This window comes from Pseudomonas sp. B392_1p (genome assembly GCF_052245235.1).
Classification (GTDB): domain Bacteria; phylum Pseudomonadota; class Gammaproteobacteria; order Pseudomonadales; family Pseudomonadaceae; genus Serpens; species Serpens gallinarum.
On the sequence record NZ_JBQPXM010000009.1, the window covers coordinates 76,137 to 90,024 of the forward strand.

Here is a 13,888-nt window from a genome sequence, read left to right on the forward strand (position 1 = left end):
CAGCTCGCGACTGCTGTTCAGAGTACCGCCTTCGGATAAGAACCCAGCACCTTCAAGGCCACCGCTTCCTGGCTGAGCTGCTCCAGCACGGCCTTGACCAGCGGATCCTGGTGATGGCCAACGAAGTCGATGAAAAAGACGTAGGTCCACTTGCCGCTGCGCGACGGGCGGGTTTCGATGCGCGTCAGGTCAATGCCATTGGCGTGGAACGGCACCAGCAATTCGTGCAACGCGCCCGGGCGGTTACTCATCGACACGATGATCGAGGTCTTGTCGTCGCCGGTGGGAGGCACTTCCTGGTTACCGATCATCAGGAAGCGCGTGGAATTGTCCGGGCGATCCTCGATTTTTTCCTGCAACTTGCTCAGCCCGTACAGCTGGGCCGCCACATCACCTGCAATCGCCGCGCTGTTCCACTCGCTCTTCACCCGCTTGGCCGCCTCGGCATTGCTGGCCACGGCCACACGCTCGACGTTGGGGTAATGGGCATCCAGCCACTTGCGGCACTGGGCCAGGGACTGGGCGTGGGAATAGATACGGCTGATGTTCGCCGACTTGGTGTTCTCACCGATCAGCAAATGGTGGTGGATGCGCAGTTCGACTTCGCCGCAGATGACGATGTCGTGCTCCAGGAAGCTGTCCAGGGTATGGCTGACCGCGCCTTCGGTGGAATTCTCCACCGGCACCACGCCGAAATTCACCGCGCCGGCGACCACTTCGCGGAACACCTCATCGATGGCCGCCATGGGCTTGCTCTGCACCGAGGCACCGAAGTGCTTGAGCGCCGCAGCCTGGGTGAAGGTGCCTTCCGGCCCCAGATAGGCGACCTTCAGCGGCTGTTCGAGCGCCAGGCAGGAGGACATGATTTCGCGGAACAACCGCGCCATTTCCTCGTTGTCCAGCGGACCCTTGTTCAGCTCCATGATGTGCTTGAGCACCCAGGCTTCACGTTCGGGACGATAGAACACCGGTGTTTCGCCCGGCTGCAGGTTGAGCATCTTGACCCGCGCCACTTCCTGGGCACAGCGCGCGCGATCACTGATCAGCTCGAGAATTTTCTCATCGAGGCTGTCGATGCGCACCCGCAGGGCCTTGAGCTGATCGGCTTCGCTCATCTCAGGCGTGCTCCTTCTCGAACTCGGCCATATAGGCAACCAGCGCCTGCACCGCATCCAGACCCACCGCGTTGTAGATCGAGGCGCGCATGCCGCCGACCGAACGATGACCCTTGAGATTGAGCAGGCCGCGTGCATCGGCGCCGGCCAGGAAGGCCTTGTCGAGCTTCTCATCAGCCAGGCGGAACGGCACGTTCATCCAGGAGCGGGCATTCTTGGCGATCGGGTTGGTGTAGAACGCGCTGGCGTCGATGGCGTTGTACAGCAATTCCTGCTTGGCATGGTTGCGTTGGGCCATGGCCTTGATGCCGCCTTGCTCCTTAAGCCACTCGAAAACCAACCCGGACAGGTACCAGGAGAAGGTTGCCGGGGTGTTGTACATCGAGCCGTTGTCGGCGGCGACCTGGTAGTTGAGCATGGTCGGGCAACTGGAACGGGCGCGACCCAGCAGGTCTTCGCGCACGATCACCACCACCAGGCCGCTCGGGCCGATGTTCTTCTGCGCACCGGCATAGATCAGGCCGTACTTCGACACGTCGATGGGGCGCGACAGAATGTCCGAAGACATGTCCACCACCAGCGGCACGTCGCCCACTTCCGGCACCCAGTCGAACTGCAGGCCGCCGATGGTCTCGTTGCTGGCGTAGTGCAGGTAGGCGGCGTCCTTGGACAGCTGCCACTCGTTCTGCCCGGGAATGGCGAAGTAGTCGTAGGGCTTGGCGCTGGCGGCAACGTTGACGGTGCCGTAGCGACGCGCCTCTTCCATGGCCTTCTTGGACCAGATGCCGGTGTCGACATAGTCGGCCACGCCGTTTTCCGGCAGCAGGTTCAAGGCGATCTCGGCGAACTGCTGGCTGGCGCCGCCCTGCAGGAACAGCACCTTGTAGTTCGACGGGATGACCAGCAGGTCGCGCAGATCCTGCTCGGCCTTGGCGGCGATGGCCATGTAATCGTCGCTGCGGTGGCTCATTTCCATGACCGACAGGCCCTTGCCGTGCCAGTCGAGGAGTTCCGCCTGGGCGCGTTGCAACACGGCTTCGGGCAGTGCGGCCGGGCCGGCGCAGAAGTTATAGGCGCGTTTGCTCACTTGTCACTCACTCCTGATTACCGGTTTCATCCGCGGGCGCCCCTGCGTCTGCGGCCACGTCCGGTACATTGATTTCAGCCTCTGCCTCGTCATCCAGCTCGTCGCTGTCGACCACGGTGGGCTCTTGTACGCGTTCCAGGCCGACCAGCACTTCGTCGCTGGCCAACTTGATCAGGGTTACGCCCTGGGTGTTGCGCGACTGACTGGAGACTTCATCGACACGGGTACGCACCAGGGTGCCCTGGTCGGAAATCAGCATGATTTCCTCGCCGTCCAGCACCTGGATCGCGCCGACCAGCTTGCCGTTGCGCTCATTGCTGACCATGGCGATCACGCCCTGGCCACCCCGGCCGCGCTGTGGATATTCCTCGATCGGGGTGCGCTTGCCGTAGCCACGCTCCGAGGCGGTGAGAATCTGCGCCTGCGGCTCGGGAATCAGCATGGAAATCAGCTGCTGGCCATCCGGCAGACGCATGCCGCGTACGCCGCGGGCGGTACGGCCCATCTGACGCACATTGCTTTCCTTGAAGCGGATAACCTTGCCACCATCGGAGAACAGCATCACTTCACGGTTGCCATCGGTGATGGCAGCGGCGATCAGCGTGTCGCCCTCTTCCAGCTTCAGGGCAATCAGACCTGAGCTGCGCGGCTTGCTGAACTGCACCAGTGGCGTTTTCTTGACGGTACCGAAGGCGGTGGCCATGAAGATAAAGGCACCGTTTACCAGCTCTTCTTCGGCGTCTTCGCCTTCGTCGTCGGCCTCTTCGTGCTCGATAACGGTATCGTCGAGATCCTCCAGCTGCTCATCGTCGTCGGCGGCCTGCTGACGCAGCGCCTCCAGATCGACCTGCAGCATGGCGGTGATGTGCTCGCCTTCATCCAGCGGCAACAGGTTGACCAACGGACGTCCACGCGCGGCGCGCGAGGCTTCAGGGATTTCGTAGGTCTTCAGCCAATACACCTTGCCCTTGCTGGAAAACAGCAGCAGCGTGGCGTGGCTGTTGGCGACCAGCAAGTGCTCGACGTAGTCCTCGTCCTTCACGCCTGTAGCCGACTTGCCCTTGCCGCCACGGCGCTGGGCCTCATAGGAGGCCAACGGCTGGCTCTTGGCGTAGCCGCCGTGGGAAATAGTCACCACGCGCTCTTCTTCGGGAATCAGGTCGGCGATGGTCAGGTCAGTGTGCGAGGCGGTGATTTCGGTGCGGCGTGCGTCGCCGAACTCGGCCTTGACTGCTTCCAGCTCCTCGCGGATGACCTCCATCAGGCGCTCCTGATTGGTCAGGATGCGGATCAGCTCACCAATCAGGTTGAGAATTTCCTGATATTCGTTGAGCAGCTTTTCATGTTCCAAACCGGTCAGGCGATGCAGGCGCAGCTCAAGGATCGCCTGAGCCTGCTCGGGGGACAGGTAGTACTTACCTTCGCGCAACCCGTATTGCTCATCGAGATCATCCGGACGGCAGGCATCGGCACCGGCGCGCTCGACCATCGCTTCCACCGCACTGGAAGCCCAGGGCGTGGCGATCAGGCGCTCCTTGGCCTCGGCCGGAGTTGGCGAATTCTTGATCAGCTCAATAACCGGGTCGATATTGGACAGCGCGACCGTTTGGCCTTCGAGGATGTGCCCGCGCTCGCGCGCCTTGCGCAGCTCGAACACCGTACGCCGGGTCACCACTTCGCGGCGGTGACGCACGAACACCTCGAGCATGTCCTTGAGGTTCAGCAGCCGTGGCTGGCCGTCGACCAGTGCCACGGTATTGATGCCGAACACACTCTGCATCTGGGTCTGGGCATAGAGGTTGTTGAGCACCACCTCGCCCACTTCACCCCGACGCAGTTCGATAACCACACGCATGCCGTCCTTATCGGACTCGTCACGCAACTCGCTGATGCCTTCGAGCTTCTTTTCCTTGACCAGCTCGGCGATCTTCTCGATCAGCCGCGCCTTGTTCAACTGATAAGGCAGCTCGGTGATGATGATCTGCTGACGACCACCCACCTTGTCCATGTCTTCGATTTCAGCACGGGCGCGCATATAGATGCGCCCGCGACCGGTGCGGTAAGCCTCGATGATGCCGGCCCGGCCATTGATGATGCCTGCCGTGGGGAAATCCGGGCCCGGGATGTACTGCATCAGCTCATCGACCGTCAGCTCGGGGTTGTCCATCAGCGCCAGACAGCCATCCACGACCTCACTGAGGTTGTGCGGCGGAATGTTGGTGGCCATGCCCACGGCGATGCCGCTGGAGCCGTTGACCAGCAGCGCCGGCACCTTGGTCGGCAGCACGGCGGGAATCTGTTCGGTGCCGTCGTAGTTGGGTACCCAATCGACGGTTTCCTTGTGCAGGTCGGCCAGCATCTCGTGGGCCAGCTTGGTCATGCGCACTTCGGTGTATCGCATGGCCGCGGCGCTGTCGCCATCCACCGAACCGAAGTTGCCCTGACCGTCTACCAGCAGGTAGCGCAGCGAGAACGGCTGGGCCATGCGCACGATGGTGTCGTACACAGCGCTGTCACCGTGCGGGTGGTATTTACCGATCACGTCCCCGACCACACGGGCGGATTTCTTGTACGCCTTGTTCCAGTCGTTGCCCAGCTCGCTCATGGCGAACAATACGCGACGGTGCACTGGTTTCAGGCCATCGCGCGCATCCGGCAACGCCCGACCGACGATTACGCTCATTGCGTAGTCAAGGTAGGACTGTTTCAGCTCGTCTTCGATATTGACCGGGAAGATTTCTTTGGCCAGTTCGCCCATGGAAGCCTGGTTCCTTTTAGTCAGCAGGGTCCTGCGATAAGCGCGGGATGGTAACACAGCTCGGGGCTGCAAGCTTCAGGCCGCACGCTGCAAATCCAATCAGTTCGCATATGGAACTGCTCCTAGAGCGCGGCTTGGCAGCCTACCGCAGGCCGCCTCAATGCAATCGTTTACGGCACATCAACTGCGCCAGCTTCTGCGCATCCGGGCGCTCGACATAGCCTTTCTCGGTGACGATGGCATCGATCAAATCGGCGGGCGTCACGTCAAACGCTGGGTTGACCGCCCTCACCTGTGCCACGAGGGATTGCCCACCCAGATCGAGCCCATCACTGTTGGCTTGCTCTTCCAGAGGAATGTCCTCGCCGCAGTCCAGCTGCATGTCGATGGCCGAGGTGGGTGCTACGACCATGAAGCGCACGCCATGATGCATGGCCAGTATCGCCAACTGATAAGTGCCGATCCTGTTCGCCACGTCACCGTTCGCGGCAATCCGATCGGCACCAACGATGATCCAGCCGACCTGCTCGGTCTTCATCAGGTGCGCGACGGCAGCGTCCACATTAAGACTCACCGGCAGGGTGTCGCCGCCCAACTCCCAGGCTGTCAGCCGCGAACCTTGTAAGCCGGGGCGGGTTTCATCGACATACACATGGTCGACCAGCCCATCCAGCCAGGCCCCACGAATGACCCCCAGCGCAGTACCGAAACCGCCTGTGGCCAGGGCGCCAGCATTGCAATGGGTGAGTACCGCTTGTGGCCCGTCGTAATGCTTGCGCATCAGCTCGACGCCAAACTGGGCCATGATCAGGTTGGCTTCACGATCACTCTGATGGATACCGATAGCTTCGGCTTCCAGCGCGTCCAGCAGCACATCGCCCTCGTCGAGGCGACCCAGGCACTCGCGCATGCCATTCAAGGCCCGGCACAGATTGGCCGCAGTCGGCCAAGATGCGGCCAGCAACTGCATATCCGCTTCCAGAGCTGCCCGCCAGTCACCGCCGGCCGCCATATGCTTCCGCGCGCCGAGCACCACGCCATAGGCCGCAGCTATACCGATGGCCGCGGCGCCGCCCACCACCCTGTCGCGTATGGCCTCGGCAACCCCGCGGGCGCTGTCGTAGCTCAGCCAGACTTCGCGCTCTGGCAGCAGTCGCTGATCAAGCAGACACAACACACCGCTACGCCACTCAATGGCCCTGACCTTCTCCGCTGCCAGCAACTGCTCGCGCATGGCCCACCTCATGGATCACACAAAAGGCGCGGATTATACGCACTGCATCTAGGGATAACAGGCCGGCAAGGGGCCTCTAATGCGCCCGTTTTTTTCGTCAGCAGCCATCACCCGAGCGGCCGGATCGCACCGCGACCGAACCGACGCGCGTCAGCTCGCTCAAACTCGCACCACCTGCAAAACTTCACGCATCGGCCGATACCTTGAGGACGCTCGCCCCAACCACGTTTCCTTTTTCTGCGATGACCAGCATGCCGACCTTGACCAGCGCCCCTCTCGATCTTCTCTTACTGCCGACCTGGCTGGTGCCGGTGGAGCCGGCCAACGTGGTTCTCACGGGACATGGCCTGGGTATTCGTGATGGACGCATTGTGCTGATCGCTCCACGCCACGAGGCGCTAGGCCATGCGGCACGCGACGTGCGCGAACTGCCCGGCATGCTGCTTGCCCCCGGTCTGATCAATGCCCACGGGCATGCGGCGATGAGCCTGTTTCGCGGCCTCGCCGATGACCTACCTCTATTGACCTGGCTGCAGAATCACATCTGGCCAGCCGAAGCCCGCTGGGTGGACGAGGACTTCATTCGCGACGGCAGCCAATTGGCGATTGCCGAGCAGCTCAAGGGCGGCATTACCTGCTTTTCGGACATGTATTTCTTCCCGGAGATTGCCAGCGAGGTTGTCCATCAGACCGGCGTGCGTGCGCAGATTTGCGTGCCGGTGATGGATTTCCCGGTGCCCGGCGCGCTGGAGCCCGCCGATGCCATTCGCCATGGACTGCAGCTATTCGACGACCTCAAGCATCACCCGCGCCTGAAAGTTGCCTTTGGCCCACACTCACCCTACACCGCCAGCGATGAAACCCTGACCCAGGTGCTGATGCTCGCCGAAGAGTTGGATGCCGGCATTCAGATGCATGTCCATGAAATCGACCTCGAAGTTCAGCAGAGCCTGCAACAGCACGGCGTGCGTCCGCTGGCTCGGCTGCAGCGCCTCGGCCTGCTGGGCCCACGCTTCCAGGCCGTGCACATGACCCAGGTGAATGACGATGACATCGCCATGCTGGTGGCCAGCAACAGCAGCGTGATCCATTGCCCCGAGTCCAACCTCAAGCTGGCCAGCGGATTCTGCCCCGTTGAGCGCCTGTGGCAAGCCGGCGTCAACGTGGCCATCGGCACCGACGGCGCGGCCAGTAACAATGACCTCGATCTGCTCGGCGAAACCCGCACCGCCGCCCTGCTTGCCAAGGCCGTGGCCGGCTCTGCCACCGCGCTGGATGCCCACCGTGCGCTGCGCATGGCCACCCTGAACGGCGCACGCACCCTAGGCCTGGAGCAGGACTGCGGCTCCCTGGAAGTGGGCAAATGGGCTGACCTGGCCGCCTTCAATCTTTCTGGACTGCATCAGCAACCGGTTTACGATCCGGTTTCTCAGCTGATTTACACCGGCAGCCGCAGCTGCGTGAAGCACGTCTGGGTCGGCGGCAAGCAATTGCTGGATGACGGACAGCTGACGCGTATGGATGAGCAACGCCTGCTTGCCACCGCCAAACACTGGGGCGAAAAGATCGCCACACATTAAGCAACTGTGTTGCGCGCCTGAAAAGGCAACGGCCGAACCCGCAGCACTACGCCTGACGCTCACTCGCCGAACGGATAGGTCTCGGGCACACCGGGCGCAGGCGCAGGGCGTGGACCTAACGGCGTAACCGCGGTGGTGCTTTCCCACCACAGCCAGGCATCGAACTGCTCGGCCAGCACGGCATGGAAGTAATGGCTGACCCGTTCGGTGCGTGGCCGGTAAATCACCCCGATTGCGCGCTCCAGGCGCGAGCGATTCAGGGCCTCGCGTAGCGCGACGCGGGCGGGGTCGCGCCAGTCGTATAGCGCTGCGGAGTGGCCGGCCTGCAAAAACAACTGCTCCCAGCAATCCGCGCGCGACGGCTGCACCGCCTTAATCTGCATCGGCTCATCCCAGTTGTCCGCCGCCGCCACCTCACCGCGGTCGGTGGACTGCCCAATCAGCACGGCGCCCCGCCCATAAGCCGTGCGGCACAGCTCACCGAGGTTGAACTGCCCACCCCAACCCATCTCCGTGACCGCGGCGTTGCCGATATGGGAGTTATGCGCCCAGACCACGGCCTTGGCTTCGGCGCCGCGATGGGCCAGCAGGGCGCGCAAGGTGTCGAACATGTGCCGGTCGCGCAGGTTCCAGGAGGCGGTGGAGCCCCGGTACATGGCCCGGTAATACTGCTCGGCGGCCAGCACCACGCGGGCATTTTGCTCGGCATTGAAAAAGCCTTCACCGTCGGCCTGCAAATACGCCAGGCGCTGATCGAGCAGGTCGCGCAGCTGTTCGATCACGGCGTCTTCGCAGGACGGTTCGCCAAATACACTGACTTGATGGCCGTATGACGCCGGGTCGTCCTGCCAAGGGATCAGACAGGCATACCGCTGCTGGGCCCGGCTCGCAGCAGCCGGATCGACGCCTTGCAGATAACGCAGCACTTCGCCCAGCGAGGCCGCCATGCTGTACACATCCAGCCCGCGAAATTCCACTTGGGACGCACCCGCCTGCTGGTTGTGCTCGCGCAACCAGTGCACGAAGTCAGCCACTTCGCGGTTGCGCCACATCCAGGTGGGGAAGCGCTCGAACGCCTGACGGTGCCAATCCTGTGCCGGGCGCTGGCGCACATGGCAGTCGATGGCTGCGGCGTCCGGCCAATCAGCTTCGACTGCAACGATGGTGAAGCCATGCTGCTCGATCAGCCGGCGGGTGATGGCGGCGCGCGCCCGATAGAACTCCGAGGTGCCATGGCTGGCTTCGCCGATCAGCACCAGCCGGGCATCGCCGTAACGGTCGAAGAACGCGCCGAACGCCGGATCATCCAGGGCCGGAAGCGGCTCGGCGTCCCGCTTCAACTGCTCGACCAGCGTGCCCTCGTCCATCGGTACGGTGGATGCCTGCGCAGCCATGGGACGACCCTCACTTGCATTGGTGGGTGGCAACGAATTCGCCTGCGGGAGACGCTGTTACGAAGGAGGACCCTGATCACGGGGGGCTGTTCCCGAAGCAAGATGACCGGAAACATCGCTCACACACGCGCGACACTTCGCCCCGGTATTGGGCAAGAGCGCACGGAAACTGGCATCATGTCGGCCTTCAGCCGCCCGCTTGCGGCGACCCGTTTGCAGGAAATCACCATGAGCAACGTCGATCACGCCGAAATCGCCAAATTCGAAGCCCTCGCCCACCGCTGGTGGGATCTGGAGAGCGAGTTCAAGCCCCTGCATGAGATCAATCCGTTGCGCGTCAACTGGATCGATGAGCGCGTCGGTCTGGCCGGTAAGAAAGTGCTCGACGTCGGCTGCGGCGGTGGCATCCTCAGCGAGGCCATGGCGCGGCGTGGCGCCACGGTGACCGGCATCGACATGGGCGAAGCGCCGCTGGGCGTCGCTCAGCTGCACCAGTTGGAATCCGGCGTCGAGGTCGAATACCGGCAGATCACCGCCGAAGCCCTGGCCGAGGAACAACCCGAGCAGTACGACGTGGTGACCTGCCTGGAGATGCTTGAGCACGTGCCTGACCCGGCCTCGGTGATCCGTGCCTGCCATCGCCTGGTCAAACCCGGCGGCCAGGTGTTCTTCTCGACCATCAACCGCAATCCCAAGGCCTACGCCTTCGCTATCATCGGCGCCGAATACCTGCTGCGCCTGCTGCCGCGTGGCACCCACGACTTCAAGAAATTCATCCGTCCCTCCGAGTTGGGCGCGTGGAGCCGCGATGCGGGGCTGGAGGTCAAGGACATCATTGGCCTGACCTACAATCCGCTGACCCAGCACTACAAGCTGGAGAACGACGTCGACGTCAATTATATGGTCCAGACTCTCAAGGAGGCCTGATGCGCCTGCGCGCCGTACTCTTCGACATGGATGGCACTCTGCTGGATACGGCACCGGATTTCATCGCCGTCTGCCAAGCCATGCGCACCGATCGCCAGCTGCCGCTGGTGTCGGAAAAACTGATTCGTGACGTGGTGTCTGGCGGTGCTCGTGCCATGGTCGCCGCCACCTTTGACCTGTCGCCCGCGGACCCTACCTTCGAGGCGCTGCGCCTGGAGTTTCTCGAGCGTTACCAGCAGCACTGCGCCGTGCACACCTGCTTCTTCGATGGCATGGGCGAACTGATCGCCGATATCGAGAAGTCCGGTCTGATCTGGGGCGTGGCCACCAACAAGCCGTTGTGTTTCGCCGAACCGATCATGCACGGCCTGGGCTTGGCCGAGCGCTCGGCAGTGCTGGTCTGCCCCGACCATGTCACGCACAGCAAGCCCGACCCGGAAATGCTTTTCCTGGCCTGCAACCAGCTCGACATCGAGCCCTCCAGCGTGCTGTTCGTGGGCGATGACCGCCGCGATATCGAAGCTGGTCACGCTGCAGGCATGCGCACCGCCGCCGTTCGCTATGGCTATATCCATCCCGAGGACAACCCGGGCAACTGGGGCGCCGACGTGGTGGTCGACCATCCGCTGGAACTGCGCGCCGTGCTCGACCGGGCGCTGTGCGGCTGCTAACGCAGCTGCAAGCTGCAAGCTAGTGAATGATGTCTGGCCGAACTCCGTAACCCAACTTGACGCTTGCCGCCTGTGGCTTGCTGCTCTCCGAAGGAGCCTCCCATGTTCGATTATTCCGCCCGCCCCGACCTGCTCCAGGGCCGGGTGATTCTGGTCACCGGCGCAGGGCGCGGCATCGGCGCCACCGCCGCCAAGACTTTCGCTGCCCATGGCGCCACTGTGCTACTGCTGGGCAAGACCGAAGAAAACCTCAACCGCGTCTACGACGAAATCGAAGCCGCTGGGTACCCGTCAGGCGCCGTCATTCCGTTCAACCTGGAAACCGCCCTGCCGCATCAGTACGACGAGCTGGCGGCGATGATTGAGGCCGAATTCGGCCGCCTCGACGGCCTGCTGCACAACGCCTCGATCCTCGGCCCGCTCACTCCGCTGGAGCAACTGTCCGGCGATAATTTCATGCGCGTCATGCAGGTCAACGTAAACGCCATGTTCATGCTCACCAGCACGTTGCTGCCGCTGCTCAAGCTGTCCGAGGACGCCTCGGTGGTGTTCACCTCCAGCAGTGTCGGCCGCAAGGGTCGCGCCTACTGGGGTGCCTACGCGGTGTCCAAATTCGCCACCGAAGGGCTGATGCAGGTGCTGGCGGACGAAGTTGACGGCGTGGCCGCCATTCGTGCCAACAGCGTCAATCCGGGCGGCACCCGCACCGACATGCGCGCCAAGGCCTTCCCGGGCGAAGACCCACAAACCCGCCCGACGCCCGAGGACATCATGCCGGTCTACTTGTACCTGATGGGCCCGGACAGCCAGGGCGTCAACGGCCAGGCGTTCGATGCGCAGTAAGGACAAAGGGGGCGACGAAGGCTTCGCTCCCTGATCCAGCCGCCAACAAAAAACCCGCCAACTATGGCGGGTTTTTTGTTGATGCGGACGACTTAGCGCTTGCGACCGAAGCCGGGACGCTGACCTTCGGCCGTCGGCTGGTTGCGACGCTTGGCCGGAGCGCTGGTGCGCGGCTTGCTGGGACGCTCGGCCAGCTCGAGAGCAGGACGTTCGGCCTTGGGACGCGGCTTGCGCGGGGCGTCTTGAGCACCAGCCGGGCGCTCGTTTTGCGGGCGCGGCTTGCGCTTTACATCACTCGGACGCTCAGCCAGCGACGTTCCGCCCGGACGGGCCGGACGATCCTGGGTTTTGCCACGCGGTGCGCTGCGCTCGCCATCCCGAGCGGAACGCTCACCTGCCGGCTTGCCACGCGGTGCAGTACGCTCATCGTCACGGGCTGGACGAGGGCCACGCGCAGGACGCTCAGCCTCCGCCTTGCCGCGCGGCGCAGCGCGCTCGTCGTCACGCGCCGGGCGCGGGCCACGGGCAGGACGCTCGCTGGGGCTCAGCGGCCTGGCCGATCGTTTCTGCTGTCGCTCAAGCTTTTCGCGCGCCTTGCCTTTCATTTCCGGCATGGCGACCGGCTTCAGGCCCACCTCATCGCTGAGGATATCCACCTCCGCCTGGGTCAATTCACGCCAGCGGCCCATGGTGATATCGGAATTGAGGAACACCGGCCCGAAACGCACGCGCTTCAAGCGGCTGACCACCAGACCCTGGGATTCCCACAAACGGCGGACTTCGCGGTTACGGCCTTCCATCACCACCACGTGGTACCAGTGGTTGAAGCCTTCGCCGCCTGGCGCTTCCTGGATGTCGGTGAACTTGGCCGGGCCGTCTTCCAGCATCACGCCATTTTTCAGGTTTTCGATGATTTCTTCGGTGACGTCACCGCGCACGCGCACCGCGTACTCGCGGTCCATCTCGTAGGAGGGGTGCATCAACCGGTTGGCCAGTTCGCCATCGGTGGTGAACATCAACAGACCCGTGGTGTTGATGTCCAGACGGCCAATGTTGATCCAGCGGCCGTTCTGCAGACGCGGCAGACGATCGAACACGGTCGGGCGCCTTTCCGGATCGTCGCGGGTGCAGACTTCGCCGTCCGGCTTGTTGTAAATCAGCACGCGGCGTACCGCTTCGCTCGCTTCTTCGCGCTTGATCAAGCGCTCGTCGATGGCAATGGCATCGTGCAGGTCGACCCGCTGGCCGAGGGCGGCCACCTTGCCATTGACCTTGACGCGGCCGGCGCTGATCCAGCTTTCGATATCACGGCGCGAGGCCAAGCCCATGCGGGCAAGGACTTTCTGCAGTTTTTCGCCGTGGACGATGTGTTCTGGGGTGTTTTCGTGTTCGGTCATCTGAGCACCTCCCGGTGTGGCGGTTCCGAGTGAAAGGGCGCGCATCATACGCGCTTCCTGCGCGCAAGCGTAGCGGGCTGTTGCAGGTTTTCCGCAAGGTAGTGCCGGCTGGGGCTACCCGCTACAACGTTCCAAATTCAGGGGTTCCAGTGAATCTCCAGCGGGTAGTGCAAGAAGGCGCGGATTGGCATCTCCAGCGGATCACCTCCTGCCAGCGCGCGGCGCAAGGTATCGACCTTGGCTTGGCCGGCAATCACCAGTAATTGCAGGCGCGCCGCCTTCAAGAGCGGCAAGGTCAAGGTCAGGCGTTGGCGCGGCTCGTCCGGCGCCTGCATAGGCAGGCACCGGCGTGGACAATCAGGACTGAGCGCAGCGGCCAGCAACGGACTGCCCGGAAACAGCGAAGCGGTATGGCCGTCCTCACCCATCCCCAAGACCAAAACGTCGATGGGCAGCGGCAGTTCGGCAAGCGCGGCATCGGCTTGCTCTGCAGCCTCCTCAAGCGTGGCGCCAGGGTGGTACATGCCGATGAAGCGCGCCGCCGCAGCGGGGCCTTGTAGCAGGTGATCGCGCACCAGCGTTTCATTGCTGGCGGCATCGCCCGGGGCCACCCAGCGCTCGTCCACCAAGCTGACTACGACACGCGACCAGTTCAGCGGCTGGGCAGCAAGGCTGGCAAAGAAGCTCAACGGGCTGCGGCCACCGGACACGACCAGGCTCGCATACCCTTGGGTATCAATGGCTTCGCGCAACGCATCGGCCACCACGCCGGCCAGGCTTTGCGCGCACCGCTGCGCATCGCTATGACTGTGCGCCGGCACATCGACCGGCAGATCCAACTGATAGATCACGGCAACTCCTGTCTGACTGAAAGGGATCAGC

The 13,888-nt window shown here is 63.2% G+C and carries 11 protein-coding genes; 4 read left to right on the plus strand and 7 right to left on the minus strand.

What is annotated here, in order from left to right:
* Positions 1–17: 17 nt before the first annotated feature.
* From pheA to mtnA, 4 genes are all read right to left on the minus strand, one after another.
* Positions 18–1,115: a prephenate dehydratase gene (gene pheA, locus ACTV8E_RS13810; protein WP_251836918.1), complete on the minus strand. Its 1,098-nt coding sequence runs from the start codon at positions 1,113–1,115 to the stop codon at positions 18–20.
* 1 nt (position 1,116) lies between these two features.
* Positions 1,117–2,202: a 3-phosphoserine/phosphohydroxythreonine transaminase gene (gene serC, locus ACTV8E_RS13815; protein WP_443199859.1), complete on the minus strand. Its 1,086-nt coding sequence runs from the start codon at positions 2,200–2,202 to the stop codon at positions 1,117–1,119.
* A gap of 7 nt (positions 2,203–2,209) precedes the next feature.
* Complete coding sequence (gene gyrA / locus ACTV8E_RS13820; RefSeq protein ID WP_443199860.1) at positions 2,210–4,960, minus strand: DNA gyrase subunit A; 2,751 nt, start codon at positions 4,958–4,960, stop codon at positions 2,210–2,212.
* A 157-nt stretch (positions 4,961–5,117) separates the two neighbouring features.
* Positions 5,118–6,194 carry an S-methyl-5-thioribose-1-phosphate isomerase gene (mtnA, locus tag ACTV8E_RS13825; protein ID WP_443199861.1) on the minus strand — a complete coding sequence of 359 codons (1,077 nt, stop codon included), beginning with the start codon at positions 6,192–6,194 and terminating at the stop codon, positions 5,118–5,120.
* A gap of 251 nt (positions 6,195–6,445) precedes the next feature.
* Between mtnA and ACTV8E_RS13830 the strand changes: the two genes are divergently transcribed.
* Complete coding sequence (locus tag ACTV8E_RS13830; protein WP_443199862.1) at positions 6,446–7,774, plus strand: TRZ/ATZ family hydrolase; 1,329 nt, start codon at positions 6,446–6,448, stop codon at positions 7,772–7,774.
* A 59-nt stretch (positions 7,775–7,833) separates the two neighbouring features.
* Here the strand turns inward: ACTV8E_RS13830 and ACTV8E_RS13835 are convergent, their stop codons facing one another.
* Positions 7,834–9,168, minus strand: a complete 1,335-nt coding sequence (locus ACTV8E_RS13835) for an erythromycin esterase family protein (RefSeq protein ID WP_443199863.1) — start codon at positions 9,166–9,168, stop codon at positions 7,834–7,836.
* Between the two features lie 228 nt (positions 9,169–9,396).
* Between ACTV8E_RS13835 and ubiG the strand changes: the two genes are divergently transcribed.
* The 3 genes from ubiG (at position 9,397) to ACTV8E_RS13850 (ending at position 11,609) form a co-directional block, all read left to right on the plus strand.
* Entirely contained in the window at positions 9,397–10,095 is a 699-nt protein-coding gene (ubiG, locus tag ACTV8E_RS13840; protein ID WP_251837034.1) for a bifunctional 2-polyprenyl-6-hydroxyphenol methylase/3-demethylubiquinol 3-O-methyltransferase UbiG, read from the plus strand.
* Positions 10,095–10,766, plus strand: a complete 672-nt coding sequence (gene mupP, locus ACTV8E_RS13845; protein WP_251836929.1) for an N-acetylmuramic acid 6-phosphate phosphatase MupP — start codon at positions 10,095–10,097, stop codon at positions 10,764–10,766. The genes ubiG and mupP overlap by 1 nt, the downstream gene beginning before the upstream one ends.
* A gap of 102 nt (positions 10,767–10,868) precedes the next feature.
* Entirely contained in the window at positions 10,869–11,609 is a 741-nt protein-coding gene (locus tag ACTV8E_RS13850) for a YciK family oxidoreductase (RefSeq protein ID WP_443199864.1), read from the plus strand.
* Positions 11,610–11,701: 92 nt separating this feature from the next.
* On the opposite strand, the gene rluB is transcribed toward ACTV8E_RS13850, so the two are convergent.
* The gene (rluB, locus tag ACTV8E_RS13855) at positions 11,702–13,006 is read right to left on the minus strand and encodes a 23S rRNA pseudouridine(2605) synthase RluB (RefSeq protein ID WP_443199865.1); all 1,305 of its coding nucleotides are present in this window, start codon (positions 13,004–13,006) and stop codon (positions 11,702–11,704) included.
* 137 nt (positions 13,007–13,143) lie between these two features.
* The gene (pgl, locus tag ACTV8E_RS13860) at positions 13,144–13,857 is read right to left on the minus strand and encodes a 6-phosphogluconolactonase (RefSeq protein ID WP_443199866.1); all 714 of its coding nucleotides are present in this window, start codon (positions 13,855–13,857) and stop codon (positions 13,144–13,146) included.
* Positions 13,858–13,888: the final 31 nt, after the last annotated feature.

Coding starts and splice junctions, on each gene's coding strand:
- pheA (WP_251836918.1), bottom strand. CDS start 1,115: ATGAGCGAAGCCGATCAGCTCAAGGCCCTGCGGGTGCGCATCGACAGC.
- gyrA (WP_443199860.1), bottom strand. CDS start 4,960: ATGGGCGAACTGGCCAAAGAAATCTTCCCGGTCAATATCGAAGACGAG.
- mtnA (WP_443199861.1), bottom strand. CDS start 6,194: ATGCGCGAGCAGTTGCTGGCAGCGGAGAAGGTCAGGGCCATTGAGTGG.
- ACTV8E_RS13830 (WP_443199862.1), top strand. CDS start 6,446: ATGCCGACCTTGACCAGCGCCCCTCTCGATCTTCTCTTACTGCCGACC.
- ACTV8E_RS13835 (WP_443199863.1), bottom strand. CDS start 9,168: ATGGCTGCGCAGGCATCCACCGTACCGATGGACGAGGGCACGCTGGTC.
- ubiG (WP_251837034.1), top strand. CDS start 9,397: ATGAGCAACGTCGATCACGCCGAAATCGCCAAATTCGAAGCCCTCGCC.
- mupP (WP_251836929.1), top strand. CDS start 10,095: ATGCGCCTGCGCGCCGTACTCTTCGACATGGATGGCACTCTGCTGGAT.
- ACTV8E_RS13850 (WP_443199864.1), top strand. CDS start 10,869: ATGTTCGATTATTCCGCCCGCCCCGACCTGCTCCAGGGCCGGGTGATT.
- rluB (WP_443199865.1), bottom strand. CDS start 13,006: ATGACCGAACACGAAAACACCCCAGAACACATCGTCCACGGCGAAAAA.